27 protein-coding genes and 1 tRNA gene are annotated in these 26,310 nt (G+C 62.9%); 12 read left to right on the forward strand and 16 right to left on the reverse strand.

Annotation, left to right across the window (positions count from 1 at the left end; all coding sequences use genetic code 11):
* The first annotated feature begins 17 nt into the window (after positions 1–17).
* Both K426_RS13045 and K426_RS13050 read left to right on the forward strand, forming a co-directional pair.
* The gene (locus tag K426_RS13045) at positions 18–1,340 is read left to right on the forward strand and encodes a bifunctional folylpolyglutamate synthase/dihydrofolate synthase (RefSeq protein ID WP_066557748.1); all 1,323 of its coding nucleotides are present in this window, start codon (positions 18–20) and stop codon (positions 1,338–1,340) included.
* A 68-nt stretch (positions 1,341–1,408) separates the two neighbouring features.
* Positions 1,409–1,849, forward strand: coding sequence for a DUF6628 family protein (locus tag K426_RS13050; RefSeq protein ID WP_066557751.1), 441 nt, complete (start codon positions 1,409–1,411; stop codon positions 1,847–1,849).
* Here the strand turns inward: K426_RS13050 and K426_RS13055 are convergent.
* On the reverse strand, positions 1,834–3,150 hold the full coding sequence (locus tag K426_RS13055; RefSeq protein WP_066557753.1) for an AmpG family muropeptide MFS transporter: 1,317 nt from the start codon (positions 3,148–3,150) through the stop codon (positions 1,834–1,836). The two genes, K426_RS13050 and K426_RS13055, sit on opposite strands and share 16 nt — an antisense overlap.
* Positions 3,151–3,299: 149 nt before the next feature.
* Positions 3,300–3,758: a response regulator gene (locus K426_RS13060; protein ID WP_066557759.1), complete on the reverse strand. Its 459-nt coding sequence runs from the start codon at positions 3,756–3,758 to the stop codon at positions 3,300–3,302.
* Between the two features lie 160 nt (positions 3,759–3,918).
* Between K426_RS13060 and K426_RS13065 the strand changes: the two genes are divergently transcribed.
* On the forward strand, positions 3,919–4,833 hold the full coding sequence (locus K426_RS13065; RefSeq protein ID WP_066557761.1) for a pseudouridine synthase: 915 nt from the start codon (positions 3,919–3,921) through the stop codon (positions 4,831–4,833).
* Complete coding sequence (gene rsmD / locus K426_RS13070; RefSeq protein WP_066557763.1) at positions 4,830–5,369, forward strand: 16S rRNA (guanine(966)-N(2))-methyltransferase RsmD; 540 nt, start codon at positions 4,830–4,832, stop codon at positions 5,367–5,369. Before K426_RS13065 ends, rsmD begins: the two co-directional genes overlap by 4 nt.
* A gap of 64 nt (positions 5,370–5,433) precedes the next feature.
* Here the strand turns inward: rsmD and K426_RS13075 are convergent, their stop codons facing one another.
* Positions 5,434–5,883 carry a globin domain-containing protein gene (locus K426_RS13075; RefSeq protein WP_066557764.1) on the reverse strand — a complete coding sequence of 150 codons (450 nt, stop codon included), beginning with the start codon at positions 5,881–5,883 and terminating at the stop codon, positions 5,434–5,436.
* Between the two features lie 112 nt (positions 5,884–5,995).
* Between K426_RS13075 and K426_RS13080 the strand changes: the two genes are divergently transcribed.
* Positions 5,996–6,448 carry an Rrf2 family transcriptional regulator gene (locus tag K426_RS13080; protein ID WP_066557766.1) on the forward strand — a complete coding sequence of 151 codons (453 nt, stop codon included), beginning with the start codon at positions 5,996–5,998 and terminating at the stop codon, positions 6,446–6,448.
* On the opposite strand, the gene K426_RS13085 is transcribed toward K426_RS13080, so the two are convergent.
* Positions 6,429–6,899 (reverse strand): Fe-S oxidoreductase, encoded by a 471-nt coding sequence (locus tag K426_RS13085; protein ID WP_066561745.1) that lies wholly within the window; start codon positions 6,897–6,899, stop codon positions 6,429–6,431. The genes K426_RS13080 and K426_RS13085 overlap by 20 nt on opposite strands.
* A gap of 151 nt (positions 6,900–7,050) precedes the next feature.
* Positions 7,051–7,446 (reverse strand): GFA family protein, encoded by a 396-nt coding sequence (locus K426_RS13090; protein ID WP_066557769.1) that lies wholly within the window; start codon positions 7,444–7,446, stop codon positions 7,051–7,053.
* Positions 7,447–7,550: 104 nt separating this feature from the next.
* Between K426_RS13090 and K426_RS13095 the strand changes: the two genes are divergently transcribed.
* Positions 7,551–9,827 (forward strand): ATP-dependent helicase, encoded by a 2,277-nt coding sequence (locus K426_RS13095; RefSeq protein ID WP_066557771.1) that lies wholly within the window; start codon positions 7,551–7,553, stop codon positions 9,825–9,827.
* A gap of 304 nt (positions 9,828–10,131) precedes the next feature.
* On the opposite strand, the gene ahcY is transcribed toward K426_RS13095, so the two are convergent.
* The 3 genes from ahcY to K426_RS13110 form a co-directional block, all read right to left on the reverse strand.
* Positions 10,132–11,541 carry an adenosylhomocysteinase gene (gene ahcY / locus K426_RS13100; protein WP_066557772.1) on the reverse strand — a complete coding sequence of 470 codons (1,410 nt, stop codon included), beginning with the start codon at positions 11,539–11,541 and terminating at the stop codon, positions 10,132–10,134.
* 121 nt (positions 11,542–11,662) lie between these two features.
* The gene (locus K426_RS13105; RefSeq protein ID WP_197672711.1) at positions 11,663–12,214 is read right to left on the reverse strand and encodes a hypothetical protein; all 552 of its coding nucleotides are present in this window, start codon (positions 12,212–12,214) and stop codon (positions 11,663–11,665) included.
* Positions 12,215–12,378: 164 nt separating this feature from the next.
* Positions 12,379–12,939, reverse strand: coding sequence for a YqgE/AlgH family protein (locus K426_RS13110; protein WP_066557775.1), 561 nt, complete (start codon positions 12,937–12,939; stop codon positions 12,379–12,381).
* 146 nt (positions 12,940–13,085) lie between these two features.
* Here K426_RS13110 and K426_RS13115 point away from each other — a divergent pair, with 146 nt between their 5' ends.
* Both K426_RS13115 and K426_RS13120 read left to right on the forward strand, forming a co-directional pair.
* Positions 13,086–13,568 (forward strand): peroxiredoxin, encoded by a 483-nt coding sequence (locus K426_RS13115; RefSeq protein WP_066557778.1) that lies wholly within the window; start codon positions 13,086–13,088, stop codon positions 13,566–13,568.
* Positions 13,569–13,774: 206 nt separating this feature from the next.
* On the forward strand, positions 13,775–15,229 hold the full coding sequence (locus K426_RS13120) for an AMP nucleosidase (RefSeq protein WP_066557780.1): 1,455 nt from the start codon (positions 13,775–13,777) through the stop codon (positions 15,227–15,229).
* 125 nt (positions 15,230–15,354) lie between these two features.
* On the opposite strand, the gene K426_RS13125 is transcribed toward K426_RS13120, so the two are convergent.
* The 5 genes from K426_RS13125 to K426_RS13145 all read right to left on the reverse strand — a co-directional run bounded on the left by K426_RS13125 (position 15,355) and on the right by K426_RS13145 (position 20,411).
* Entirely contained in the window at positions 15,355–16,116 is a 762-nt protein-coding gene (locus K426_RS13125) for an alpha/beta fold hydrolase (protein ID WP_066557783.1), read from the reverse strand.
* Positions 16,117–16,133: 17 nt separating this feature from the next.
* On the reverse strand, positions 16,134–16,805 hold the full coding sequence (locus K426_RS13130; protein ID WP_066557784.1) for a DUF2238 domain-containing protein: 672 nt from the start codon (positions 16,803–16,805) through the stop codon (positions 16,134–16,136).
* Between the two features lie 10 nt (positions 16,806–16,815).
* On the reverse strand, positions 16,816–17,841 hold the full coding sequence (locus K426_RS13135) for an aspartate-semialdehyde dehydrogenase (protein ID WP_066557787.1): 1,026 nt from the start codon (positions 17,839–17,841) through the stop codon (positions 16,816–16,818).
* Between the two features lie 136 nt (positions 17,842–17,977).
* A complete protein-coding gene (locus K426_RS13140) occupies positions 17,978–20,218 on the reverse strand; it encodes a S9 family peptidase (protein WP_066561750.1) in 2,241 nt (746 codons plus the stop codon).
* A gap of 118 nt (positions 20,219–20,336) precedes the next feature.
* Positions 20,337–20,411, reverse strand: a tRNA-Val gene (locus tag K426_RS13145).
* 134 nt (positions 20,412–20,545) lie between these two features.
* Between K426_RS13145 and K426_RS13150 the strand changes: the two genes are divergently transcribed.
* Positions 20,546–20,674: an entericidin A/B family lipoprotein gene (locus tag K426_RS13150; RefSeq protein WP_066557794.1), complete on the forward strand. Its 129-nt coding sequence runs from the start codon at positions 20,546–20,548 to the stop codon at positions 20,672–20,674.
* 18 nt (positions 20,675–20,692) lie between these two features.
* Here the strand turns inward: K426_RS13150 and K426_RS13155 are convergent, their stop codons facing one another.
* Positions 20,693–20,881 carry a hypothetical protein gene (locus K426_RS13155; protein ID WP_066557796.1) on the reverse strand — a complete coding sequence of 63 codons (189 nt, stop codon included), beginning with the start codon at positions 20,879–20,881 and terminating at the stop codon, positions 20,693–20,695.
* Positions 20,882–21,077: 196 nt separating this feature from the next.
* Between K426_RS13155 and hslV the strand changes: the two genes are divergently transcribed.
* Positions 21,078–21,620 (forward strand): ATP-dependent protease subunit HslV, encoded by a 543-nt coding sequence (hslV, locus tag K426_RS13160; RefSeq protein WP_176392318.1) that lies wholly within the window; start codon positions 21,078–21,080, stop codon positions 21,618–21,620.
* 60 nt (positions 21,621–21,680) lie between these two features.
* On the forward strand, positions 21,681–22,982 hold the full coding sequence (hslU, locus tag K426_RS13165) for an ATP-dependent protease ATPase subunit HslU (RefSeq protein WP_066557805.1): 1,302 nt from the start codon (positions 21,681–21,683) through the stop codon (positions 22,980–22,982).
* Between the two features lie 42 nt (positions 22,983–23,024).
* On the opposite strand, the gene K426_RS13170 is transcribed toward hslU, so the two are convergent.
* Both K426_RS13170 and phaR read right to left on the reverse strand, forming a co-directional pair.
* A complete protein-coding gene (locus tag K426_RS13170) occupies positions 23,025–24,551 on the reverse strand; it encodes an aminoacyl--tRNA ligase-related protein (RefSeq protein WP_066557808.1) in 1,527 nt (508 codons plus the stop codon).
* An 88-nt stretch (positions 24,552–24,639) separates the two neighbouring features.
* Positions 24,640–25,218 carry a polyhydroxyalkanoate synthesis repressor PhaR gene (gene phaR / locus K426_RS13175; protein WP_066557811.1) on the reverse strand — a complete coding sequence of 193 codons (579 nt, stop codon included), beginning with the start codon at positions 25,216–25,218 and terminating at the stop codon, positions 24,640–24,642.
* Here phaR and K426_RS13180 point away from each other — a divergent pair.
* The gene (locus K426_RS13180; protein ID WP_082748597.1) at positions 25,217–26,305 is read left to right on the forward strand and encodes an alpha/beta hydrolase; all 1,089 of its coding nucleotides are present in this window, start codon (positions 25,217–25,219) and stop codon (positions 26,303–26,305) included. The genes phaR and K426_RS13180 overlap by 2 nt on opposite strands.
* Positions 26,306–26,310: the final 5 nt, after the last annotated feature.

The following is a 26,310-nucleotide window of genomic DNA, read 5'->3' on the forward strand; positions in this document are numbered from 1 at the left end:
GATCAGGAACAGAGCCGATGGCCGACCATGCCGTCTCCGACGATCCGGGCGTCCAGGCCCAGCTTGACCGCCTCGCGACCCTGTCGCCTGGCGCCGATATATTGGGCCTGGAGCGCATCACGCGCCTGCTCGATCGCCTCGGCAATCCGCACCGCGCTCTGCCGCCCGTCTTCCATGTCGCGGGCACCAACGGCAAAGGCTCGACCTGCGCCTTCCTGCGCGCCGCGCTGGAGGCGGACGGCAAGACCGTCCACGTCTTCACCTCGCCGCACCTCGTCCGCTTCAACGAGCGTATCCGCATCAGCGGCACGCTGATCTCCGACGAAGCGCTCGCCCATTATCTCTCTCGCGTCCTCGATGTGGCTGAGGGCATCGGCGCCAGCTTCTTCGAAGTCACCGCCGCGGCCGCCTTCCTCGCCTTCTCCGAACATCCAGCCGACGCCTGCATCCTCGAAGTGGGCCTGGGCGGCCGGCTCGACGCCACCAATGTCATCGAAAGGCCGGTGATCTGCGGCATCGCCCAATTGGGCATCGATCACCAAAGCTTCCTCGGCAGCACGCTTAAGGAAATCGCCGCCGAAAAGGCGGGCATCGCCAAACCCGGTGCGCCGCTGGTGACGCAGCGCTATGCCGACGCGCTCTTCCCGGTGATGCTCGACGCCGCCGCGCGCAACCGCACCCAATGGTTCGCCATGGGGGAGAGCTGGGACGCCGCCGCCTATCGCGACCGCCTCCATTATCGCGACGATCTGGGCCGCCTCGACACCCCTCTGCCGCGTCTCCCCGGCGCGCATCAGATACATAATGCCGCGCTCGCTTTCGCCATGTTGCGCCACCAGAGCGTCGTACCCGTCAGTGAAGCTGCCCTGAAGGCCGCGCCGCTCTGGGCGCATTGGCCCGGCCGTTTGCAAAGGCTCGATCACGGCCCCCTGCTGGCGCCATTGCCGGAAAGCACCGAGGCCTGGCTTGACGGGGGCCATAATGCCGGGGCGGGGGAAGCGATCAGCGCCTTCTTCACTGCCGAGCGGCTCGAAGGCCAGAAGTTGCAACTCATCATCGGCATGCTGTCGAACAAGGATTTGGACGCATATCTGATCCCCTTCGCGGGCCGGATCGCGCATATCCACACGCTGCCTGTTCCCGGTCATGATCATCACCCGCCGGAGCGATTCGCCGCCATTGCCGATCTTTGGGGCGTCCCCTGCACCGCGCATGAAGCGCCCGCAGAGGCCATTGCCGCCATCGCCGCAGGGGGCAATCCCGCGCCCAAGCTGCTGATTGCGGGTTCGCTCTATCTGGCAGGAGAGATTTTGCGGCTGAATGGGCAATATCCCGACTGAATTGTCTTGCGATTGACTCGCAATAGCGTACCTTCGCCTTCCAACGACAAGGCAGAAGGTACGAACGCATGGCCATTGGAGAGCCCTCCTCCCTCGATCAGCCCCGTCCGCTCCCCGGCGGCTATGGCAACCGGCTGTTCCTTTATGTCATGCGCCGCATGGCCACGGCGGGCGTCAACGACGCTCATGCCGCCAACGCCATGCTCGGCGCCTTCGGCCGCAGCTATCGCCGTCCGCTGGTGCTGATGCGCGCCATGATGCTGGAACTGGTCCGCACCTCCAGTCGCAAGATATTGATCGCGCCCTGCTGCTGCTCGCGCATGACGACGGACGAAGCGCTGATGATGCAGGCGATCGGCGGCGCCCTGCACTGCCCGCGCGCCGCCTTTGACAATGTGGCGACCTTGCTCGGCAACGATCACGCCCTTGGCGCGCTCACCTGCCTCCAAGCCGTGGCGCAGGCCCATAATGACCTTGGCCGCCCGCTCGATCTCTACTCGGCGGGCTGAACCTCTGCCGCGCTGCCGACGCTGGCGTCAATCAGGCCCGCCCGCATCATCAGCCAGAACAGGATGATGCCCGGCAAGGAGATCACGGTGGTCAGCAGGTAGAAATCGACATAGCCGAAGCGCTCGATCATCACGCCCGCCGTGGTGCCGGTCAGGAACCGCCCGACGATGCTCGCCGCCGCCGAAATCAGCGCATATTGCGCGGCGGTAAAGCGCAGGTCGCACAGCGCTGAGAAATAGGCGACCACCGTCACGCCACCGATGCCGCTGGCGAAATTCTCAAAACCAATGGCGCCCGCCATGCCCCAATTGCTTTTCCCCAGAGCGGCGAGCAGCGCAAAGCTGAAATTGGACACACCCATCAGCAGCAGGCTGACCAGCACCGACCGCTTCATCCCCATCCGCGCATAGAGGATGCCGCCCACGAAAATGCCGATCAAATAGGCCCAGAAGCCGATCCCCACGTCATAAATGGCGATCTCGTCATTGGTGTAGCCCATATCGTCGAACAGTAGGCGAAAGGTCAGATTGGCGAGCGTGTCCCCGATCTTGTGCAGCAGGATGAACAGCAGCACCAACCAAGCCCCGCGCCGCCGGAAAAACTCGACCAACGGCCCGGCGATCGACTGCCACACCTCACCGAAACCCCGCCGCGTCGTCGGCTCCCGATGCCGCTCCGGCTCGCCCAGAACCAGTCCCGTCAGCATTGCGGGCAGCGCAAAAACCGCGCAGGCGAAATAAGCCCCATGCCACCCGATCCGCGCCGCCAGCACCAGCGCCAGCGCTCCCGCCGCGACCGACCCGATCCGCCAGCCATATTGCGACATGCCGGAGCCGACGCCCAGTTGCTCGGGCTTCAAGGTCTCGATCCGATAGGCGTCGATCACGATGTCGAAGGTCGCTCCAGCCACCCCGACCAATATTGCCGCATAAGCCGTCTGCAACAGGCCGGTCGTCGGTTCGACCAGCGCCAGATTGGCCACCGCCGCCATCACGAGCAGCCCGGCGACAAGCAGCCAGCTCACCCGCTGCCCCAACCGCCCGATGACCGGCAAGCGAACGCCATCGACCACCCAGGCCCACAGCCATTTGAGATTATAGACGAGGAAAGCGAGTGTGAACGCGGTCACCGCCTTCTTATCGATCCCGTCCTGCGCCAGTCGCGTCGTCAGCGTCGCGCCGATCATCGCATAGGGAAAGCCCGACGAAATCCCGAGAAAAAAGGCTCCCAAAGGCGCCTTCTGAACATAGGGCTTCACCGCATCCAGCCAGCTTGCCGAACCCTTTGCGATCTCAGTCATAAATGCGGTGCGCCCCGATGGTTCTTGTCGAAATCCACCATATGGCCAAACACTGCCGAAACAACCCCGCCCAATGCTTCTCGCTTGAAAGGAGAGGGACAGGAAGCCTGGCTGGCCCCATCAATCAGGCCAAGTGGATGAAACCAACTTCACCCGAAATCCTCAAACAGATGCAGCCCCTCCGGGAAACGCGGCAATGCCTTCCCCCGCAACAACGCATCCAACACATCGATAGCCGCCAGCAAGTCCCGCGGCGCATAGGGCTTTGCGAGGCAGCCCAAAGCCATTTCGCGCGCATCGACCGGACAAGCGCCCGTCACGAACAGCACCGCCACGCCCCGGCCCGTAGCAAAACGCGCCAGATCGATCCCGGTCTTCTGACCATGCAGCATCACATCCGCGATCACCAGATCGACGTTTTCTTCCTGAATCACGCTGACGGCATGGGCATATTCATCGACGGTCGCGGCCACGCGATAACCGGCCATCTCCAGCACATGCTCATTGTCGAAGGCCACCAGCGGCTCATCTTCGACCACCAGCACGCTCCGAATGGCCTTGCGCCGCCTTTGCGCTCCGGCTTCCCCTTTTACCAGCCCGAAAAACATTTGCCGATCTGCCCCATTTGCGCCATTCAGCCGACCAACGTGCAACGCCCTAAGCGGTTTCTTATCGTCCCGGCGCATAGGCGCAAGGACAGCACTATTCGTCAATTTCCTGGCTTTGCCGATATGGGAATGCCACCCCGTTTTGAAAAGGAACTCTTCCGTGGAACCGCCGAAAAAATCTGGACCGCCACGCCGGTCGGGGCCCGGCGGTCCCAAGCGCCCCACAGGCGCCAAGCCCAGCCCCGGATCACGCCCGGCCCGCCCGCCATTCAAAAAGGCGAAAACTGCACCCGCCAAGCCCGCAAACCCGCACCCGGCCCGGGCCGCAGCCGTCGCCAGCGGCAAGAACGAACCGCAGCGTATCGCGAAACTCCTCGCCCGCGCAGGCATCGCGTCGCGCCGCGAGATCGAGCGGATGATCGAGGAAGGCCGCGTCACGCTGAACGGTGAAGCCGTCACCACCCCGGCCACCCTGCTCACCTCGCTTCATGGCATAACGGTCGACGGCAACCCCGTCGCCGCGCCAGCCCCCACGCGCCTGTTCCTTTTCCACAAGCCGTCGGGCCTCCTGACGACCGAACGCGACCCGCGTGGCCGTCCGACCATTTACGACAAGCTGCCCGCCGACCTGCCGCGCCTCATGCCGATCGGCCGGCTCGACATGACGACCGAGGGACTGCTGCTGCTCACCACCGACGGCGAGTTCAAGCGGGAGATGGAACTCCCCTCCACCGGCGTCCCGCGCACTTATCGCGCCCGCGCCTTTGGCGAGGTGAGCCAGAACCAACTCGAAGACCTGTTCGAAGGCATAGAAATAGAGGGCATCCGCTACGGTCAGATCGAGGCCAATCTGGAACGCCGCACCGGCCGCAACCAGTGGATCGAAATGACGCTGACCGAAGGCAAGAATCGCGAAGTCCGCCGCGTCCTGGAACATCTGGGCCTTCAGGTGAACCGCCTGATCCGCACCAGCTACGGTCCCTTCCATCTGGGCGAACTGGCCTCCGGCGCGGTCGAGGAAGTGCGCCAGCATGATCTCATCCTCTTCCGCAAGAGCCTGAAGGCGCCGAAATGAGGATCATCGCGGGCCAATGGCGCGGCCGTCCGCTGGCCGCTCCCAAGGGAGACGCCACCCGCCCGACAGCGGACCGAACCCGAGAAACCCTTTTCTCCATGCTGCTGAGCCGCATCGGCTCCTTCGAGGGGCTTGGCGTCGGCGATTTCTTCGCAGGCTCCGGCGCGCTCGGTTTCGAAGCTCTGTCGCGCGGTGCGGCGAGCTGCATCTTCGTGGAACAGGACCGCTCCGCCCTCGACGCGATCCGGGCCAATGGCGACAAGCTCGGCATCCGCCCAGACGTCCGCCAAAGCAGCGTCCTGGCTCTCGGCCCCGCAGCCAAGCCGCTGGACCTCATCTTCATGGACCCGCCCTATAATAGCGGCGCGGGATCGGTGGCCCTCGACAAGCTGAGCCGCCTCGGCTGGACCGGCCCCGCCACCTGGATCAGCATAGAAACGGACCGCCGCGAGGACGTAGAGGTCAAGGGCTTCACTATCGAAGCCACCCGCGACATCGGCAAAGCGCGTTTGACCCTGCTACGGGCGGAAGCCTGAACTCCCCGTGGGGGAGAGGGTTGGGGAGAGGGGCTGCGCAACGCCTCCCCACTCCCGACGCCCATCAAGCCGCTTCGGCATCCTCATAAGCCTGCGATTCCTTGCCGATCAGGATATTCGCGAGGAACCAATAGGCCTGCCCCCAGGCATTCAGCACGGCGTCCGTGGCGACATCCGCGCCCAGCACATCCCGAATTGCCGGCAGCAGCGCCTCGGCCACCTTGGGATAATGCTCCGCCTTCACGCCGGTTTCGACATGCCGCTGCACCATCCGCGCAACCGCGCCGTCCAGCGCCTGCAACTTGTCGATATTCTCGGCATAGCCCAGGATCGCCGCCGCCAGCCGCTTGGGCTGCTCGCCGCTTTCCTGCGCGGCCTGGTCGAACATGTCCTTGATCGATGCATCCTGAAACAGCCGCGCATACATGGCCGTCGTGATTTCTACCCCATGCTTCCGCAGAGCGGGGGCGGTAGCCTTGACGATGGCGATGGTGTCGGCGGTCAACTGGGTCATGAATGCACCTTTGCTTGGAGAATCGGTAAAGGTGCATTTACGTTGCATCTTTTAAGATGTAAATAGAATGAATGTTTGAAAAGCGCGATCACTCTCATTACCGCCAGCAGCCATGCAACTGACCCGCCACACCGACTATGCCCTGCGCGTCCTCATCCACCTCGCGGTGACGCCTGCGGGCCGCACGACGATTCCCGAAATCGCGGATGCTTATGGCCTGTCCCGCAACCATCTGATGAAGGTTGTGCATCATCTTGGCCAAGGCGGTTTTCTGGATACGCAGCGCGGGCGCGGCGGGGGCTTCGCTCTTGCCCGCCCGGCCGAGAAGATCCGATTGGGCGAAGTCATCCGCCACACCGAACCCGACATGAACATGGCGGATTGCGGCTCCTGCGCCATCCGCCCGGCCTGCGGCCTGTCCGGCATATTGAAGGCGGCCACCGCCGCCTTTCTCACCGTGCTCGACCAGCACAGCCTGGCCGATGCCGCACGGGACCGGGCCGGGCTGGCGGCGCTCATCGCCGCATTGCCTGGCCCGGTTGCCGTCACCGACGCCTGCGCATAGATTTGGGCGCTTCGCTCGGATTGATACAGCTATCCTGCACGGTCGTGCTGCACAGCGGATAATCTTTCTGCCCGGTCGGCGGTGGCGTCATGTTGCCGCCCACCGTAGCGGGATTGGCAGAGGTTCCCACGGGCGCCGACGGGTCGCGTGGCACACCGGCGGGTGCAGGCTGCATCCCCGTATCCGGCGGCACCGCTCCCGTCGGCTGCCCCGCATTCGGATCCGCGCCTGCAGGCGGTGCGGCTGGCGTAGCCGGCGTGGCGGGAGCGGTCCCCGGATCGGCAGGCGTGGCGGGTGTCGCGGGCATCGCCCCCTGTTCCGGAGGAGGCGCGGTATCGGCAGCGGGCGGCTGCGAGGCTGGCACGTCCTGCGCTACCGCAATTCCGGCAACGCCGGCAACGCCGGCGCCGAAGGCCAAAATGGCCGCACCTGCCAAGAGGATCGATTTCATCGGGATCATCCTTTCCTTGTTCTTCACCCCGTTTTGCCGCTGGGGTCCGGAAAAGAAGCGGACATGTACCGTCTACGTTCCGGCCACGGCGACGAACCGTGGCGCATGCGCCGCCAGATGATCCCTCATGCTTTGGGCTCTCAGGCTTCGGTCACTCTTGGGGATAGCGCTCGAACCTGGGCAATTCATGCGCGGCCGCCATCCACGGAGCCGCCTCGGCAAACTGCACATGAATGGCGGGAGGAAGAGCGGCTTGATCGTCCAGCGTCCCCGTCTGGATATCGACCATCCCCGGAAACACCACGGCATTGCGATAGAAAAGCCCCGACCCGCATGTCCCGCAAAATTCCCGCGTCACATTGTCGGATGACCGATAGGCCACCGGCTCACCCGTCACCGTCACCATATTTTCGGGAAACAACGCCCAGCCCACCATAGGCGCTCCGGCGCTTTTCCGGCAGTCGGAACAATGGCAGAGCGCGCTATAGGCTGGCTCCCCCTGCGCTTCATAGCGGATCGCCCCGCATTGGCACCCTCCAGAAACCATGGCCTTTCTCCTTGCATGATTCGCCTTTTGTTCTCATAGAAGAAACGGCAGCGCAAGGCCACTCACCCTTGCCGCCTCCCGCCCAGCATCCTAGTTGATAGCCCATGACCCTGCCCGCTCCCTCGCCCGACGATCCCCCCTATCTCAAGGATCTCAACGAACCGCAGCGGGAAGCCGTGCTCACCACCGAAGGGTCGGTGCTGGTCCTCGCGGGCGCCGGCACGGGCAAGACCGCCGCCCTCACCGCGCGTCTGGCCCATCTGATCGCCACGCGCCGCGCCTATCCTTCCGAAATCCTCGCCGTCACCTTCACCAACAAGGCGGCGCGAGAGATGCGGGAGCGCGTAGGCCGCATGATCGGCCCGGCGGTGGAAGGCATGCCCTGGCTCGGCACGTTCCACGCCATCGCCGCCAAGATGCTGCGCCGCCATGCCGAACTGGTCGGCCTGCAATCCAATTTCACCATCCTCGATACCGACGACCAGCTTCGCCTGATGAAGCAGCTCATTCAGGCCGAAGGAATCGACGAAAAGCGCTGGCCCGCCCGCCAATTGGGCGGCCTCATCGACCAGTGGAAGAATAAGGGTCTGACGCCCGAGGAAATCGGCGCGGGTGAAAGCGAAGCCTATGCCAATGGCCGTGGGCAGAAGCTCTACGCCGCTTACCAGGCGCGCCTACGCGATGTAAATGCTTGCGATTTCGGTGACTTGCTGCTGCATGTTCTGACGATATTGAAGCGCCATCGGGACGTTCTGGAAAGCTATCAACAGCGCTTCCGCTACATCATGGTGGACGAATATCAGGACACGAACAGCAGCCAATATCTCTGGCTCCGCCTGCTCGCCCAGACGCGCAAGAATATCTGCTGCGTGGGCGATGACGACCAGTCCATCTATAGCTGGCGCGGCGCGGAAGTGGCCAATATCCTTCGCTTCGAAAAGGATTTTCCGGGCGCGAAGATCGTCCGCCTGGAGCAGAATTACCGCTCGACCCCGCACATCCTAGGCGCCGCCTCCGGCGTGATCGCGGAAAATGGCAACCGGCTCGGCAAGACACTCTGGACCGATATCGACGTGGGCGAGAAGGTCCGCGTCATCGGCGTGTGGGACGGTCCGGAGGAAGCCCGGCGCGTCGGTGACGAAATCGAGTCGATCGAGCGCAGCGGGCAATCGCTGGACGAAGTCTCCATCCTCGTCCGCGCCCAGCACCAGACCCGCGAGTTCGAAGACCGCTTCATCCAGATCGGCCTGCCCTATCGCATCGTCGGCGGCTTCCGCTTCTACGAACGCGCCGAAATCCGCGATGCGCTCGCCTATCTGCGCCTCGTCAACCAGCCCGCCGACGACCTCGCCTTCGAGCGGATCGTCAACGTCCCCAAGCGTGGATTGGGCGACAAGGCGGTGGAAAAGCTCCATCGACTCGCCCGTGCCGAGGGCATTCCGCTGGCCCTCGCCGCCGCCCGCATCCTCGACACCGACGAAATGACCCCGCAGGCCCGCCGGTCGCTGGGCGCGTTCATCGGAGATCTCGCCCGCTGGCGCGATCGCGCGGTGCAGCTTCCCCATGCAGAACTCGCCCGGCAGATATTGGACGAAAGCGGCTACACCGCCATGCTCCAGGCCGAACGCACCACCGAAAGCGCGGGGCGCCTGGAAAACCTCAACGAACTCACCCGCGCCATGGAGGAATATGAGACGCTGGGCGCGTTCCTTGAGCATGTCTCGCTGGTCATGGACAATGAAGCGCAGGCTGACGAGCGCAAGATCACGATCATGACCATCCACGCCGCCAAGGGGCTGGAGTTCGACACCGTGTTCCTCGCCGGTTGGGAAGAAGGCATTTTCCCCTCCCAGCGCGCCCTCGACGAAGGCGGCCTTAATTCGTTGGAGGAGGAACGCCGCCTCGCCTATGTCGCGATCACGCGGGCGCGGAAGCTGTGCCTCATCCTCCATGCCGCCAACCGCCGCATCTACGGCCAGTGGACCAGCTCCATCCCTTCGCGCTTTGTCGGAGAACTGCCGCCCGAACATGTGGAGGAGGAGAGCAGCCTGTCGGGTGGCGCCTCGCTCTGGCGCGCCAACTGGTCGGAACGGGCCGATCCCTTCGCCAATGTCCAGCGCGGCACCGGCAGAGGCCCAGGCTGGCAACGCGCGCAACAAAGCGGCCAGTTCGTCAAGGAACCCGTCCGGATCGTGGAAGCCCGCGCCTCCGCCGTCTCGCTGGGCAATAAAGGCCGCGACGACATGAGCCTAGGCCTGCGCGTCTTCCACCAGAAATTCGGCTACGGCACGGTCGCGGAGATCGAAGGCAATAAGCTGGAGATCGACTTCGAAACCGCGGGACGGAAGCGCGTCATGGACAGCTTCGTCCAACCGGCCTGACCAACCATCCCGGCCCTTCTTCAACGCTTTCTTGAAAAGAAGAGCGAGAAGCCTGCTTTGGGTGGAAGGCGAACTTTCAGTTTCCGTTCGTCCTGAGCTTGTCGAAGGGTCTTGCTGAGCGAAGGCGAAGCATGGGAGCCTCACTCCGCTCGGCTGAGGGCTTCGACTTGCCGAAGGCAAGTTTATCCTGAGCGCCTGCGTTGGCAGGCAGACGAAGGGCTCAGCCCGAACGGATCTCTCTCGTCAGCAATTGACCAAAACCAAACAAAAAAAGGGGAGGCCGATGCCTCCCCTTCCCGTCCGCTTAGTAGCGGTAATGATCCGGCTTGAACGGGCCTTCGGCCGACACGCCGATATAGGCGGCCTGCTTGGGGGTCAGCTTGGACAGCTTCACGCCCAGCTTTTCCAGGTGAAGCGCGGCGACCTTCTCGTCCAGATGCTTGGGCAGCACATAGACCTCGTTCTTGTAGGTGTCCGCCTTGGTCCACAGTTCGATCTGCGCCAGCACCTGGTTGGTGAAGGAGGAGGACATCACAAAGCTGGGATGGCCGGTGGCGCAACCCAGATTGACCAGGCGGCCCTTCGCCAGAACGATGATCTTCTTGCCGTCGGGGAACTGAACCTCGTCCACCTGCGGCTTGATCTCGGTCCATGCCATGTTGTTGAGGCCGGCAATCTCGATCTCGCTGTCGAAATGGCCGATGTTGCAGACGATCGCCATATTCTTCATCGCGCGCATGTGGTCAACGGTGATGACGGCTTCGTTGCCGGTCGCGGTGACGAAGATGTCGGCGCGGGTGGCCGCCTCTTCCATCGTCACGACTTCATAGCCTTCCATCGCGGCCTGAAGCGCACAGATCGGATCAACCTCCGTCACCAGCACGCGGGCGCCGCCATTGCGCAGCGACGCGGCCGAACCCTTGCCGACGTCACCGAACCCGGCGACGCAGGCGACCTTGCCGGCCAGCATGACGTCGGTGGCGCGGCGGATGGCGTCGACCAGCGATTCCTTGCAGCCGTAGAGATTGTCGAACTTCGACTTGGTAACGCTGTCGTTGACGTTGATCGCCGGGAAGGGGAGCTTGCCCTTCTTCGCCAGCTCATAGAGGCGGTGGACGCCGGTGGTGGTCTCTTCCGACACGCCCTTGATCGCGGCGACGGTCTGGGTCAGATAGCCCGGACGTTCGGCCAGGAAACGCTTCAGCGTCGCGACGAAGATTTCCTCTTCCTCATTGCCGGGGGTGAACAGTTCTTCCCCGGCCTCGACGCGGGCGCCCCACAGCGCGAACATGGTGGCGTCGCCGCCATCGTCCAGGATCATGTTGCAGACCGTGTCACCCCAGTCGAAGATGCGGATGACATAGTCCCAATATTCTTCCAGCGTCTCGCCCTTAACGGCGAAAACGGGGATGCCGCTCGCAGCGATGGCGGCGGCGGCGTGATCCTGGGTCGAAAAGATGTTGCACGAGGCCCAGCGGATCTCGGCGCCCAGCTCGGCCAGCGTCTCGATCAGCACGGCGGTCTGGATCGTCATGTGCAGCGAGCCGGTGATGCGCGCGCCCTTGAGCGGCTTCGATGCGCCGAATTCGGCGCGCAGGGCCATCAGACCCGGCATTTCGGTTTCTGCGATCTCGATTTCCTTGCGGCCGAAAGCGGCAAGGCCGATGTCGCGGATCACATAATCCTGCGCCTGGGTGGCGGGTGCAGTGGCCACGAGCCTGTCTCCATATCTTCAAGATTGAGGCGACCGCTCGAACGAACGAACGGCAGCGATGGGCTGGGCTTTACCAATCGCCGCCGTTCAAGGCAACTCCATATAAAGTTTTCTTTATGTCTTAATCCGCAGGGCTCCGCGATGCGACCTTCATCGGCTCATTATCTGCAAATTTGTCGGATTTCTGCATCTTGCCCGCCATCGCCGTCACGATGTCACAGCGCGCACCCGACAGATGCGGGCCGATTGCCGCCGCATCGGCCAGTTCCAGCAGGGCCGACCGGCTGGGCGGCAAGGCGTTGGCCGCGTCGGTGATCGACTGAAGATCGCGGCAGGCCAGCCCGTCGGCGCCCGCGCCATAGATATTGGCAAGGCCCGTGACATAATTATCATAGGCTCCCAAGGCGCCGACCGGCCCGGCGACCGAGCGGAAATGCTCGCGCAGCTCATCATTCACCTGCGTCAGCGTCTCCCGCTTTTCGCGGATGAAGCGGTTGTAGCTGGCCAGGAAATCATTCCCCGTCCCCCGGCATCGCAGCGCCGATACCATCAGCATCATCTCGAAATCGCGGATTTGCGCTGCTTCGACGGCGGTCTGCTTCCAGCAGGTCGCGGCTGTCGCCGGCGCAAGCGGCATCGTCGCGGCAAGCGCCGCTGCGATCAATTTCCTCATGGTTTGAACCCCCGTCCAATTGCCCGAGGATCAGGGTGCGCCCGTCCGGTTGCCGGAATCTCAACGGCAAAGGTTAGCCATATTTTACCGTAAATGGTTCAGTTACGTTGGGGAAATAAGCCGCCCGCGCGGCCATGCCTTACGAATGCGTATCGAAGCCCGGATCAGGCCGACCCCGCGCCGCTGACCAGATGGGAGGCATCGACTCCGGCGGCGGCATAGGCGGCCGACCATTTTCGCGTCGCGGGCACATCGAACAAAAGCCCGGCGGTGCACGTCGTCGGAAACCAGCTTTCGCCGCTCATTTCCTCGTCGAGCTGCCCCGCACCCCATCCGGCATAGCCCAGCGCGACCAGATAGCGACTCGGCCCCCTGCCTTCCGCAATGGCTTTCAGGATTTCCAGCGAACCGGACAGACCCCAGCCCTCCCCCACTTCGACCATGTCATGGCCGGTCCAGTCGAGCGAATGCAGCACGAAGCCGCGACGCGGCTCGACCGGCCCTCCGCGCAGCACGGGCATGTCCGCAACGTCGCCCGGCTCGATGTCGAAGCTCTCCAGCAGGTCATGCAGGGTGACGCCGTCAATCTCATCACTGACGGCGATACCCAGCGCGCCATTTGCGTCATGCACGCACATGGCGATGACGGAATGATCGAAACGCATATCCTCCATGCCCGGCAGGGCGAGGAGAAACTGTCCGGCATAAGAACGCGCGCTGGTCATCGGACGACTATACGCCCGTTGACGTCTTTGCCAATGGCGGGCTGTCGCTTGAGAGAGGCGGCGCGCCATATTCCATGCCTCCCTCTTGACAGAAGGGGTGGCAAGGCCAACGTGCCGCGCATCCCAAATAGGCCAGGAGACCGAAGATGACCATTTCGAAGGGCGATCGCATCCCCAGCACCACTTTCGTCAAGATGACCGAAAACGGCCCGGAACAGGTCGCTTCGGACGAATATTTCGCGGGCCGCACGGTCGCGCTTTTCTCCGTGCCGGGAGCCTTCACGCCCACCTGTTCGGCGCGCCATCTGCCCGGTTTCGTCGACAAGGCGGAAGAATTGAAGGGCAAGGGCGTCGACGAGATCGCCTGCACCGCCGTCAACGACGCCTTCGTCATGGGCGCCTGGAGCAAGTCCGCCAACGCCGATGGCAAGGTGACGATGCTGGCCGACGGCAATGCCGATTTCGCGCAGGCGGTGGGCCTCACGATGGACGGCAGCAAGTTCGGCATGGGCACGCGCGGCCAGCGTTTCTCGATGATCGTCAAGGATGGCGTGGTCAGCGAACTGAACGTCGAAGCGCCGGGCGACTTCAAGGTGTCGTCGGCGGAATATCTGCTGGAACAGATCTGATTTTTTAGAATTATGAGCGGGTTGGTCTCCATTCCGTTCAGACAGAGCCGAAAAGGGTGATTTTTGAGCATCGGAGCGCAGCGGACTTATTGTCCGTGAGCACTGAAGCGCAGAAAATCGCCCTTTGCAGGCCTGTATGAGCGGAATGGAGGCCAACCCGAGGCGTGCATCTTTCTTCGTTCATATAAGTGCGGTACCAAGAGTCGATGACAAGAAGCATCGGCAGTGCGATCGTCGCTGAACTCGACGAACTCTATCGGAAATCCGTCGGCAATCTCCGCGAGGCCATGCGCGCCTACGCCCGCGACGGCAGTGTTCCGCCGCCCGAAGCCAAGACGGACGGGCGCTTTTGCTATCCGGAACTGCGGGTCACCCATCATGGGGAGTCGGACGCGCCGCCGCCGGGTCGCTCCTTTGCGCGACTGTCGAAACCGGGCCGTTATGTCACCACCATCACCCGTCCCGCCATGTTCAGTGATTATATGGCGGAACAGATCGACCTGCTCGTCCGCGACTATGGCGTGACGGTGGAAACGGGCATCAGCGCCCAGCAGATTCCCTTTCCCTATGTTCTGGACGGGCTGGACATGAGCGCGTTGGACGGCACGCCGCCCACCGAACTCGCCCGCTATTTCCCCGCGACCGAACTGGCAGAAATCGGGGACGAGATCGCGGACGGCCTGTTCACGCCGGATGCGGAGGGCGAAAGGCCGCTTGCCCTGTTCGACGGTCTGCGCACTGATTTTTCGCTCGCGCGCCTCAAACATTATACCGGCACTCCGGCCGAGCATGTGCAGCGATACATATTGTTCACCAACTATCACCGCTATGTGGACGAATTCGTGGCCTGGGCCTGCGCCGAGTTGCAGGGGGAGGGATCGCGCTACACCGCGCTTTCCGGGGCGGGCGGGGTCTATGTCACCCCGGAAACCGCCGATCCGGCGCAGATGATCGCGGACAGCGCCTGGCGCAAGCATCAGATGCCTGCCTATCACCTGATCGCGCCGGACCGCAGCGGCATCACGCTGGTCAATATCGGCGTCGGCCCGTCCAACGCCAAGACGATCTGCGACCATCTGGCGGTCGTGCGACCGGAAGCCTGGCTGATGATCGGCCATTGCGGCGGCCTGCGCCCCAGCCAGCGGATCGGGGACTATGTGCTGGCCCACGCCTATTTGCGCGACGACCATGTGCTGGACGAGATGCTGCCGCCGGAAATTCCCGTCCCAGCTATCGCGGAAGTTCAGGTGGCGCTCGCCAAGGCGGCGGAAGCTGTGCTGGGCGGCGGCGATCGGGAGGATTTCAAGCGGCGGCTGCGCACAGGCACGGTCGTCACAACGGATGATCGCAACTGGGAACTGCGCTATTCCAGTTCGGCTTTACGCTTCAGCCTGTCGCGGGCAGTCGGCATCGACATGGAGTCGGCCACCATTGCGGCGCAGGGCTATCGCTTCCGCGTGCCTTATGGGACTTTGCTCTGCGTATCGGACAAGCCGATCCATGGCGAGTTGAAGCTGCCGGGACAGGCCAACCGCTTTTACGAGGAAGCGATTGCCGGCCATTTGCGCGTGGGCCTCATGACCTGCGAGCTGTTGCGCCAAGAGGGACCGAAGCTGCACAGCCGCAAACTGCGCGCCTTCAACGAGCCGCCTTTCCGGTGATTTAATGTTCGTCATTCCCGCGTAGGCGGGAATCCATCTCCTGACCTTGCGTCCAGTGCAGCGCTTCGGAGATGGGTTCCCGTTTTCACGGGAACGACAAATTTGGTTTGCCGTTGCGCCTCCGATCAGGCCGTCAGGAAATCCACCATCGCCTGCCCCAGCTCCTTCCGGGTCACGGCATTCATATGGTTCCCCGGAATTTCGACATAACGCCCATTGGGCAGCACATCGGCCAGTTCCTGGGCCACGCCATTATCCCGATCCTCCGCCCCGCAAATGATCTCGATGGGCTGCTCGAACCCGGCGATGACCTCCTTCGGCGTATCGACGAAGGTGTTTAGGATGTGCAGCATCGCCACCGGATCGCCCTTGGTGGTCTTGAGGAACGCCTCGGTCATCCATTCGGACGTGCCGCGCTCGAAGGTGCCGAGGTTGGTGAGGACGTTGCGATAATAGCCGCCATTGTCGAGCGTCTGGACAAGACCGCGCAACCCCATGCCCGCCAGAATGACCCGACGCGGCGTCGCCCCCCGCGCCAGCATCCGCACCGTCGTCCGCGCGCCCAGCGAATAGCCGCCCAGATCATAGTCGGTCAGCCCAAGCTGCTCCACCAGCGCCAGCCCATCCTCGGTCAGCGCGTCCGGCGGATAGGCGGCGGCGTCATGCGGCTTGCCGCTTTCGCCATGGCCGCGCAGGTCGGGCATGATGAGCCGAAAACCGGCCTCCACCAGTCTGGCGGCATGACCGTAGCGTATCCAGTTGGTCCAGGCGTTGGAGAAATAGCCGTGGATCAGAACCAGGTCGCGGCCCTCACCTACAACATGCACAGCGATCGGCAGCCCGCCCAACCCCTCGATCTCCAGCTTTTCGATCGGCAGGTCGGACACGGACGATACTCCTTGGGCTAATTCGCGTCCGCCGATATGACCTCCGCGCGCCCTTGTCGAGTGGCAGCAAGCCAGACCAGCGCGGCCAGGCTGCCGACCTGAGCCACCGCCATGTCCTTTTGCGGATCCCACATGTCGCCCTGCTGGCCGTTATACCAGTCGGCGGTCTGTCCGGCCGCGACCACGCTCAGCAGCCATTCGAAAATCTCGTAGAGTGCGCCCACGCAACCCACCGCCGCAAAAGCAAAGGCCAGGCTCCAGCCCATCCGCATGACGCCATAACGCCGCGCCGCCTCGGCTAAAGGTGCGGTCAGCAAGACCCCGAAGGCGAAATGCACCAGCCTGTCATAGCCGTTGCGCGCAAATCCGAAGGTACCGGAAATATCATGGCCGCTGATCGCCCGCGCCCAGACATCATAGGGCACGTAGGAATAGATGTACCGCCCTCCCAGCGTATGTAGCAGCAGAAAGAGGAGAATGCTTCCGACCGACCCGTTCGACAAAGGCCAGCGGCGCAGCAGCCACGGCGCGGCTAAGGCCAGCACGACAGTCGGCCCATGCTGGAGCGGCGCGAGTTCGGGATAGGGCTGATCGATATTGGCGGCGATTATGGCCACGATCAGCAACAGGATCATCCGGCGCTGGACGACTGGAACGGTTTTCCAGACAGCCACAGCGCCGGAGATCATTTAAAAGGCCTTAGCCCTTCTTCAGGTGACGGCGGCCCAGCAACTCCGCAATCTGCACGGCATTGAGCGCCGCGCCCTTGCGGAGATTGTCGCTGACGCACCAGAGGTTCAGGCCGTTATCGATGGTCGAGTCCTCGCGCACGCGGCTGACGAAGGTGGCATAGTCGCCCACGCACTCGACTGGGGTGACGTATCCGCCATCCTCCCGCTTGTCGACGAGCATCACGCCCGGCGCTTCACGCAGGATGTCCTGCGCTTCCTTGGCTGAGATTTCCTTCTCGAACTCGATGTTCAGCGCCTCGGAGTGACCGACGAACACCGGCACACGCACACAGGTTGCCGTGACCTTCACCTTGGGATCGAGGATCTTCTTGGTTTCCGCGACCATCTTCCATTCTTCCTTGGTCGAACCATCGTCCAGGAAGACGTCGATATGCGGGATCACGTTGAAGGCGATCTGCTTGGTGAACTTCTTCGGCTCGGCCGGATCACCGACGAAGATGTTGCGCGACTGTTCGAACAGCTCGTCCATGCCTTCCTTGCCCGCGCCGGAAACCGACTGGTAGGTGGCGACGACGACGCGCTTGATCGTCGCGGCGTCATGCAGCGGCTTCAAGGCAACGACCATCTGCGCGGTCGAGCAATTCGGGTTCGCGATGATGTTCTTCTTCTTGTAACCGTCGATCGCATCCGGGTTCACTTCGGGCACGATCAGCGGCACGTCAGGGTCCATGCGGTAGAGCGAGCTATTGTCGATCACTACGCAGCCGGCCGCCGCCGCCTTTGGCGCATATATCGCCGTCGGGCCGGAGCCTGCGGCGAACAGGGCAATATCCCAGCCGGTGAAGTCGAAATGCTCGATATTCTTACATTTGAGCGTCTTGCCGGTATCACCGAAGTCGATTTCGGTGCCGTGCGACCGGGGCGAGGCAACCGCCGCGATCTCGTCAATAGGGAACTCGCGCTCAGCGAGAATGGTCAGCATCTCGCGGCCCACATTGCCGGTGGCACCAACGACGACGACCTTGTAACCCATGACTAAACACTCCACTCCATGCTTGCATTGCGGAGTGGGCGCCATAGCGCGCTTGCGCCATTTGTCCAGCACGAAGCATCTTTGCCTGAGCAAAGCTGCGCTTGTTATCGGCGCGTCCCCGCGAAGCTTTCGGCCCCTATTTTCCCGCTATTTCCGGCGCCGTCCCATGGCGCGCAAGAAAATCTTCTATGGTCCGCCACAGATGGACACTGATCCCCGGTCCGCCGACCCGATGGGTCTGGCCCGGATAGACCATCATCTCGAACGGCACGCCCGCACCCTGCATCTTCGCCATCAGCGCGGTCGAATTGTCGAACACCACATTGTCGTCGGACATGCCGTGGATCAGCAGCAGCGGATCCTTGATCTTCACCGCCTCATCCACTGCGCCGGAACCCGGATAGGCGCTCGGCTTCTCCTGCGGCTCGCCCAGATAGCGTTCGGTATAATGGGTGTCGTACAACTCCCATTTCGTGACCGGCGCGCCCGCCACCGCCGCGGAGAACACGCCCGGCGCCTTCTCCAGCAGCTTCAATGACATATAGCCGCCATAGGACCAGCCATAGGTCGCGATCCGGCCGGGATCGACATAGGGCTGGACCTTGAGCCAGTTCACGCCCGCAAGCTGATCCTCGACCTCGACCGTGCCCATGGCGTGATAGATATGGTCCTCAAACGCCTTGCCGCGATCGGGCGTGCCGCGATTGTCGACCACGAAGACGATCCAGCCCCGATCCACCAGATATTGATAGATGGGCGAACCCCATGAGTTCGTGACCTGCCGCCCGGTGCCCGGCCCGCCATAATGCAGCATGAAGACGGGATAGCGCTTCCCGGCCTCCAGCGGCGGCGTCATGATGCGGGTGTAGAGCGTCGACCCGTCCGACGCCTTGATCGTGCCGAATTTCGTCTTCGCATGGCTGGCGAGATAAGGCGCATAGGGATGATCGCCCTTGACTGCGTTCTCGGACAGCCATTGGAGCTGCTTGCCCGCGCTGTCGGCCAGATAGACCTGGCGGGGCTGATCCGTATTGCTGCGCGCGACGACGATCCGGCTTGCGGCACGATCCATCACGGCATCATTCCACCAGCCGGTCGAAGTCAACTGCCTGAGCGGCCCCGCCTTGGCGAGCGGCGCGGCGTACAGCTGCTGCTCCAGCGGCGTTTCCTTGTTGCCGGTAAAATAGACGATGCCCCTGCCCTCATCCACGCCGACGACATCGCGCACTTCCCAATCGCCGCTGGTGAGCGCCGTCCATTTGCCGCCGCGCACATGATAGAGATGGCCATGGCCGGTCTTTTCCGACCACCAGAGAAAACTGCCGTCCTTGAGCGGCGTGAAATTATTGCTGAGGTTGATCCAGTTCTTCGCCTTCTCGGTCAGGATCACCCTGGCCTTGCCCGTCACCGGATCGACGGCGAGCAGGTCCAGCACCTTCTGGTCCCGGCTCTCGCGCTGGACATAGAGCGTCCTGCCGTCCTTCGACCAGTCGACGCGGGCGAGGTAGATATCCTTCTGCGGCCCGAGATCGACCTTCACCTGCGGCCCGCCATCCGGCTTCATCACATACAGATCGACCAGCGCATTGGGTGTCCCGGCGGCGGGATAGCGCTGCGCATAAACCTTCGTGCCCTCGCCGCCGATGGCGGTGCGGGTGACAATGCCGACAGGGCTTTCATCCACGCGAGCGACGGCGATCATCTTGTCGTCCGGCGACCACCAATAGCCCGTCCGCCGATCCATTTCCTCCTGCGCCACGAACTCGGCAACGCCCCAACTCACCGTATCGCTGGCGCCCTGCGTGAGTTGCTTCTCCGTCCCGCCCATGGGCTGAACGAAGAAATTGCCGCCGCGCACGAAGGATAGGAAGCCGCCCTTGGGACTGACTACGCCATTCAGTTCGCCGTCCGGCGTATCGGTGAGCCGCGTCACCTTCCCATCCAGCGCCGCCAGATAGAGGTCGCCGTCGACCGGCACGAGGATGGACTTCCCATCGGGCGCCCAGTCGTAACTGACGATGCCGCTGTTCCCCGCGACGGAGCGGTCGCGTTCCCGCTGCATCTTCTCCGCCTCGGAGAGTTCCGCGCCGCTGCCGGTCTTCTTCGAATCGACCAGCATCCGCTCGACACTCGTGGAGGTATCGACCGCCCAGAGGTCCAGCCGCTCCTTCTCATCCGCGCGCGGCTTGAGCAATGTTACCAGCTTGCCGTCGGGCGAGAGCTTCAACGCCCGCGGCTGCGGTCCGGACAGGTCTGGACTGGCGAACACCCGCTCAAGTGTCAGTTCCTTTGGCGTCGGTTTGTCCTGCGCCTGAGCGGAGATCACGGAAAGCAGCAGCGCGCCGACAGCCGCGCCGCTTTTCAGATATGGCGACATTTTCATCCCTTGCTTGACGGCGCAACCGCCGCATCACATGGCGCAGAAGATTAGCGCCAAGCAGATGAAAAGATCAATGTTGGGAAATAATATTTCTCCACCATGATCGCCCGGATCATGGTGGGCGCGACAGGGATTGAACCTGTGACCCCACCCGTGTGAAGGGTGTGCTCTACCGCTGAGCTACGCGCCCCCTGTAAGGAGGAGGCGGCCATTGGCATCCGCCGCGCCGCCTGTCAAGCGCCTCCGGAACGCGATTTCCAAAAATGGACTTATCCGCGCCATTGGCGTTATAGTCGGAACGTTATCAAAAGGAGTGCATATCCCATGCGTCAAACCGTCGCCCTCGTTCTTGCAGGGCTGCTTCTTTCCTCCCTGGCCGCCTGCAACACCGTGAAGGGTGCGGGCCGGGACATCGAATCCGTCGGCCGCGCCGGGGAAAAAGCCATCAACTGATCGGGCGGGATCGCCGGATCATTGGAGGATGCGGCTGGCAACGGCCGCATCTTTCTCCAGGCGCACGCCGTCGCAATCCGGTTCGCCACAATCGCAGGCGGCAATCGTATAGCGCACGCCGCACATCACCAGCACATCATGGTCGAACGAATAGTTGGATATTCCCGCACGCTCGACCTTTTCCTGCGCTCTGGCCTTGAGGGTCATGCTTTTACCTCGCTGCAACATGCCTGAATGATTGTTGCTGCGTTGCACAATGTCAATTGAGCGAGGTTGGTTCCTGAACGAATTGAAATAAATCCGTCCAGAAAATGACACGATTGGGCGCTTCGCCTTAGGACGCTTGCACGCCGTCCTCATCGCTCCCATATGCCGGGCCATGAACGATCAACGCTCGAACAGCATGCCGGTCTGGCATGGCACAACCATCATGTCGGTACGCAAGAACGGAAAGGTGATCGTGGCCGGTGACGGCCAGGTCTCCATGGGCCAGACAGTGATGAAACCCAATGCCCGCAAGGTGCGCCGCCTCCACGACGGATCGGTCATCGGCGGTTTCGCCGGGGCGACCGCCGACGCCTTCACCCTGTTCGAACGGCTGGAGGCCAAGCTGGAACGCCATAACGGCCAGTTGATGCGCGCCGCGGTGGAACTCGCCAAGGACTGGCGGACCGATAAATATCTCCGCAATCTGGAAGCGATGATGATCGTCGCGGACAAGGAAGTGACGCTGATCCTGACCGGCAACGGCGATGTGCTGGAGCCGGTCGGCGGTGTCGCCGCCATCGGTTCGGGCGGCAATTTCGCCCTCGCCGCAGCCCGCGCGCTGGTGGAATATGAGGAAGACGCCGAAATCCTCGCCCGCAAGGCGATGGCGGTGGCGGCGGATATCTGCGTCTACACCAACGACCAGCTCGTCATCGAAGAGCTGGAAAGCGTGAACTGAACCCCTTTCCATGGCCCTACCCCCGCCTCCTCCCCGATTTGGGAGGGGATAAGGACAGAAATGAACGACAACCTAACGCCAAAAGCCATTGTTTCCGCACTGGATTCGCACATCATCGGCCAGGCCGACGCCAAGCGCGCCGTCGCCGTCGCCCTGCGCAACCGCTGGCGCCGTCAGCGGCTGGCGCCCGATCTGCGCGATGAAGTGACGCCCAAGAACATCCTGATGATCGGCCCCACCGGCTGCGGCAAGACCGAGATCAGCCGCCGCCTCGCCAAGCTGGCCGACGCGCCCTTCGTCAAGGTGGAAGCCACCAAGTTCACCGAAGTCGGCTATGTCGGCCGCGACGTGGAGCAGATCGTCCGCGATCTGGTGGAGGAAGCCGTTCGCCTGGAACGCGACCGCCGCCGCGAGGCGGTGCGCGAAGCCGCGTCCGAAGCCGCCATGGCCCGCCTGCTCGACGCGCTGACCGGCAAGGAGGCAAGCGAAGCCACCCGCCTTTCCTTCCGCCAGCGGATCGAAAACAGCCAGATGAACGATGTCGAGGTCGAGGTGGAAGTGGCCGACAGCCCCTCCATGCCGATGGAAATCCCCGGCATGGGTGGTCAGATCGGCATGATCAACCTGAGCGACATGATGTCCAAGGCGTTCGGTCAGCAACAGAAAAAGCGCCGCAAGCTGCGCGTCGCGGACGCCTGGGACAAGCTGGTCGAGGAAGAGCAGGACAAGCGACTGGATCAGGACGATGTCGCCCGCGTCGCCATTTCCAGCGCGGAGCAGAACGGCATCGTCTTCCTCGACGAGATCGACAAGATCGCGGTCAGCGACGTGCGCGGCGGTTCCGTCAGCCGGGAGGGCGTGCAACGCGATCTGTTGCCGTTGATCGAGGGCACGACGGTTTCGACCAAATATGGCCCACTTAAGACCGACCATATCCTGTTCATTGCGAGCGGCGCCTTCCATGTGGCGAAACCCAGCGACCTGCTGCCCGAATTGCAAGGCCGCCTGCCCATCCGCGTCGAGCTGAAGGCGCTGACGGAAGATGATTTCGTATCGATCCTCTCCGACACCAAGGCGAGCCTTGTTGCGCAATATCGCGCGCTGCTGGCGACCGAGGGCGTGACCATCGACCTGACGCCGGACGGCATCCGCGCCGTGGCGAAGATCGCGGCGGAGGTGAATAGCGAGATCGAGAATATCGGCGCCCGACGCCTCCAGACGGTGATGGAAAAGCTGCTGGAGGATGTGAGCTTCGAGGCTGAGGACCGCCAGGGCGAAACGCTGGTGGTGGATGCGGCCTATGTCGAGAAGCAACTCGCCGTGGTCGCGCGGAATACCGACCTCAGCAAATATGTGCTGTAAACGCTTCCAACTCCCCTCCCGCGTGCGGGAGGGGAGAGTAAATTAATAAGAGCGCCCCACCAGCACCCGCTCCATCGCCTTCTCGCCGGTGAAGATGCAAGCGCCATCGGCCGCTTCCGCATCAGACGGCACGTTGCGCAGCGTCAGCTTCTCGCCCTTCAGCCACTCGATCACCTTGTCGAGCGCGGCGCCGGTCGGCTTGGCCCACTGCACCAGCGCCCAACCCGGCTTCTTGCTCGCCCCGAAATAGGCCTTGAGCGCATCGAGCGAGCCGATCGACTTGTCGATATTCCCGAGCAGCCGCGCCTGCGCATCCGCGAACAACGCCTGCTGGATTTCCTCCAGCATGCCCGTCGCGGCACCCAGGAAATCCCCCTTCGCCACGATCCGGCTGTCGAGCTTGCCATCCTCGCGATAGAGCCGGTCGCGGCGAATGACGGACACATTGCCCCCGGCCACGTCACGCCCGCCAACTTCGATCACGACCGGCGCGCCCTTTTTGACCCAGCCCCAGCGCTTGTTCGCCGCCTTGGCCGGCCGCCGGTCCAGCAGCGCGCGCACCGGCTCGCGGAACACATCCTGCTTGTTCAGCTCCGCAACCAGCTCGCCGCAATAATCCAGGATCGCCGCATCCTCGTCCGTATCGCGCAGCATCGGCACAACGACCACCTGATAGGGCGCCACCCGCGGCGGCACGCGCAGCCCGTCATCATCGCCATGCACCATGATCAGGCCGCCGATCATCCGCGTCGACACGCCCCAACTGGTCGTCTGGGCCAGTTCCTGCTGTCCCTCGGCATTCTGGAACTTAATATTCTGCGCCTGCGAGAAGGTGGTCCCCAGAAAATGCGAAGTCCCCGCCTGAAGCGCCTTGCCATCCTGCATCATCGCCTCGATGGAATAGGTCGCGACGGCGCCGGGAAAGCGCTCATTCTCCGGCTTCTCGCCTGCGATCACCGGCAGCGCGACGCATTCCTCGGCAAAGCTGCGATAGACTTCCAGCATCTTGAGCGTCTCTTCCATCGCCTCATCGACGCTGGCGTGAGCGGTATGCCCCTCCTGCCAGAGAAACTCCGCCGTGCGCAGGAACATCCGCGTGCGCATCTCCCAACGCACCACATTGGCCCACTGGTTGATCAGCACCGGCAGGTCGCGCCAGCTCTGCACCCAGCGCGAGAAAGCCGCACCTATCACCGTCTCCGAAGTCGGACGAACCACCAACGGCTCTTCCAGCTTCGCTTCGGGATCGGGCACCAGCCGCCCATCTTTCTGGATCAGCCGGTGATGGGTGACGACCGCCATTTCCTTGGCGAAGCCGTCGACATGCTCGGCTTCCTTCTCGAAGTAGCTGAGCGGAATGAACAGCGGGAAATAGCAATTTTCATGGCCGGTCGCCTTGATGCGATCGTCCAACAGCTTCTGCATCCGTTCCCAGATGCCGTAACCCCAGGGCCGGATGACCATGCAGCCGCGCACGCCGCTTTCCTCTGCCATGTCGGCTTCGGAAATGACGGCCTGATACCAGGCGGCGAAATCCTGTTCGCGGGTAACGGAAAGGGCGTGCTTCACGGGGATCGACCTTAAATTCGAGTGGATGGCGCGCCATAAGCCAAGCGCGCCATGCCTGTCGACCCCAAAGGACCGCCGAAAGCGCGGCTCAGCTCAGCTTGTCGATCTTGGCATTGAGCGCGGCCAATTGCGCCTTGAGCTGCGCGATCTCATCATCCTTGCTCTCATCGGCGGCGGGTGCCGGCGTCGGTGGCGTCATTCCCGGCACGCCAGGCATACCCGTGCCGAACGCACTGGCCGCAGCCTCGAACATCTGCATGTTGCGCTTGGCGATCTCCGCCAGCGGACCGCCGCCGAAAGCCCCCTTCATCGCTTCCTGGAACTGTTGCTGGTTCTTGCGGAAGGCGTCCATCGACGCTTCGAGATATTGCGGCACCATGGACTGCATGGAATCGCCGTACATGGCGATCAACTGGCGCAGGAAGTTGACGGGCAGCATGTTCTTGCCCCGCTGCTCCTCCTCCATGATGATTTGCGTCAGGACATTATGCGTGATGTCCTCTCCGGTCTTCGCGTCGACGACAACGAACTCGCGCCCCTCACGAGTCATCTGCGACAAAAGATCCAGCGTGATATAACTCGACGTTTCTGTGTTATAGAGCCGCCTGTTAGCGTACTTCTTGATAACGACCGGTTCGGATTCGTTCGCGGTCTTAGATTTGGCCATGGATACCTCTCCCACACCTGCATTTTCCGCATTAGCACAGCAGTATGCCGCGCCGCAACATGGGCCGCGGCCATTACCCCTTTTTCTCAATATTTTATGGCGCGGAACGCAGGACGATCCCGAACTGCGAAAGCGGGCCTTCCAAGGTTTGCGGAAATATCAAGAGGCTAGACGTTCCGCTCCGCCCACGACGCCTGCCATCGCCGCATCGGCGGGCAGCGCGAAATTGCTCCGCTATGGGACGGAAAACGGCCGTCACCCAGTGGTTTTCGTCCCTTCGCTGATCAATCCGCCGCAAGTGCTGGACCTGTCCGAGAGCCGTTCCATGCTGCGCCACATGAGCGCAGCAGGACATGACGCCTATCTGGTCGATTGGGGCGCGCCCGCGGCGGATGACGGCGCGCTCGGACTGGACCGTCATGTGACGGAGCGGTTGCTGCCGATGCTGGCGGCCCTGCCCCGGCAGCCCATATTGGTGGGATATTGCCTTGGCGGAAATCTGGCGATCGGCGCTGCGGCATTGCAACCTGCAAGAGCGCTCGCGACCATTGCGGCGCCGTGGAATTTCGACGGCTTCCCTGCCGCCGACCGGGAACAGATCGGCGCGCTGTGGCGCAGTTCCAAACCCATGTGCCAGCGCCTGGGCTATGTGCCAATGGAGGTGCTGCAATCCGGTTTCTGGGCGATGGACCCCGCCCGGACGATTCGCAAATATGCGGCCTTTGCCGACATGGCGGTCGGTTCGGACGAGGAACATGCCTTTCTGGCGGTCGAGGATTGGGCCAATGGCGGGCCGCCGCTCAGCTATGCCGCGGGACATGATCTGTTCGAGCAATTCTATGCCGCAAATGCGAGCGGACGGGGCGAATGGCGGATCGGCGGACAAGCGGTCGATCCCCGCCGGCTGACTTGTCCCACGCTTTCAATCCGTTCCGCCACCGACCGCATCGTTCCCGCCGCCGCCGCCCCGGAAATGGCGGCAGGCACGACCTTGAGCCTTGGCCATGTCGGCATGATCGTGGGCGGCGGCGCACGCACTTTGCTGTGGGAACCTCTGTCCCAATGGCTTTCCAGCCATGGCGGATGATGATA

Source organism: Sphingobium sp. TKS (genome assembly GCF_001563265.1).
Lineage (GTDB): Bacteria > Pseudomonadota > Alphaproteobacteria > Sphingomonadales > Sphingomonadaceae > Sphingobium.

What these genes read in the sequence shown, in the direction of transcription:
- K426_RS13140 (WP_066561750.1), bottom strand. Translation starts at nt 20,218, where the DNA reads ATGTCGCCATATCTGAAAAGCGGCGCGGCTGTCGGCGCGCTGCTGCTT.
- phaR (WP_066557811.1), bottom strand. Translation starts at nt 25,218, where the DNA reads ATGGCCAAATCTAAGACCGCGAACGAATCCGAACCGGTCGTTATCAAG.
- hslV (WP_176392318.1), top strand. Translation starts at nt 21,078, where the DNA reads ATGCCGGTCTGGCATGGCACAACCATCATGTCGGTACGCAAGAACGGA.
- K426_RS13130 (WP_066557784.1), bottom strand. Translation starts at nt 16,805, where the DNA reads ATGATCTCCGGCGCTGTGGCTGTCTGGAAAACCGTTCCAGTCGTCCAG.
- K426_RS13135 (WP_066557787.1), bottom strand. Translation starts at nt 17,841, where the DNA reads ATGGGTTACAAGGTCGTCGTCGTTGGTGCCACCGGCAATGTGGGCCGC.
- K426_RS13155 (WP_066557796.1), bottom strand. Translation starts at nt 20,881, where the DNA reads ATGACCCTCAAGGCCAGAGCGCAGGAAAAGGTCGAGCGTGCGGGAATA.
- K426_RS13075 (WP_066557764.1), bottom strand. Translation starts at nt 5,883, where the DNA reads ATGACCCAGTTGACCGCCGACACCATCGCCATCGTCAAGGCTACCGCC.
- K426_RS13050 (WP_066557751.1), top strand. Translation starts at nt 1,409, where the DNA reads ATGGCCATTGGAGAGCCCTCCTCCCTCGATCAGCCCCGTCCGCTCCCC.
- K426_RS13085 (WP_066561745.1), bottom strand. Translation starts at nt 6,899, where the DNA reads ATGAAATCGATCCTCTTGGCAGGTGCGGCCATTTTGGCCTTCGGCGCC.
- hslU (WP_066557805.1), top strand. Translation starts at nt 21,681, where the DNA reads ATGAACGACAACCTAACGCCAAAAGCCATTGTTTCCGCACTGGATTCG.
- K426_RS13060 (WP_066557759.1), bottom strand. Translation starts at nt 3,758, where the DNA reads ATGTTTTTCGGGCTGGTAAAAGGGGAAGCCGGAGCGCAAAGGCGGCGC.
- K426_RS13045 (WP_066557748.1), top strand. Translation starts at nt 18, where the DNA reads ATGGCCGACCATGCCGTCTCCGACGATCCGGGCGTCCAGGCCCAGCTT.
- K426_RS13090 (WP_066557769.1), bottom strand. Translation starts at nt 7,446, where the DNA reads ATGGTTTCTGGAGGGTGCCAATGCGGGGCGATCCGCTATGAAGCGCAG.
- K426_RS13180 (WP_082748597.1), top strand. Translation starts at nt 25,217, where the DNA reads ATGGATACCTCTCCCACACCTGCATTTTCCGCATTAGCACAGCAGTAT.
- K426_RS13150 (WP_066557794.1), top strand. Translation starts at nt 20,546, where the DNA reads ATGCGTCAAACCGTCGCCCTCGTTCTTGCAGGGCTGCTTCTTTCCTCC.
- K426_RS13105 (WP_197672711.1), bottom strand. Translation starts at nt 12,214, where the DNA reads ATGAGGAAATTGATCGCAGCGGCGCTTGCCGCGACGATGCCGCTTGCG.
- K426_RS13115 (WP_066557778.1), top strand. Translation starts at nt 13,086, where the DNA reads ATGACCATTTCGAAGGGCGATCGCATCCCCAGCACCACTTTCGTCAAG.
- K426_RS13110 (WP_066557775.1), bottom strand. Translation starts at nt 12,939, where the DNA reads ATGACCAGCGCGCGTTCTTATGCCGGACAGTTTCTCCTCGCCCTGCCG.
- rsmD (WP_066557763.1), top strand. Translation starts at nt 4,830, where the DNA reads ATGAGGATCATCGCGGGCCAATGGCGCGGCCGTCCGCTGGCCGCTCCC.
- K426_RS13080 (WP_066557766.1), top strand. Translation starts at nt 5,996, where the DNA reads ATGCAACTGACCCGCCACACCGACTATGCCCTGCGCGTCCTCATCCAC.
- K426_RS13095 (WP_066557771.1), top strand. Translation starts at nt 7,551, where the DNA reads ATGACCCTGCCCGCTCCCTCGCCCGACGATCCCCCCTATCTCAAGGAT.
- K426_RS13120 (WP_066557780.1), top strand. Translation starts at nt 13,775, where the DNA reads ATGACAAGAAGCATCGGCAGTGCGATCGTCGCTGAACTCGACGAACTC.
- K426_RS13055 (WP_066557753.1), bottom strand. Translation starts at nt 3,150, where the DNA reads ATGACTGAGATCGCAAAGGGTTCGGCAAGCTGGCTGGATGCGGTGAAG.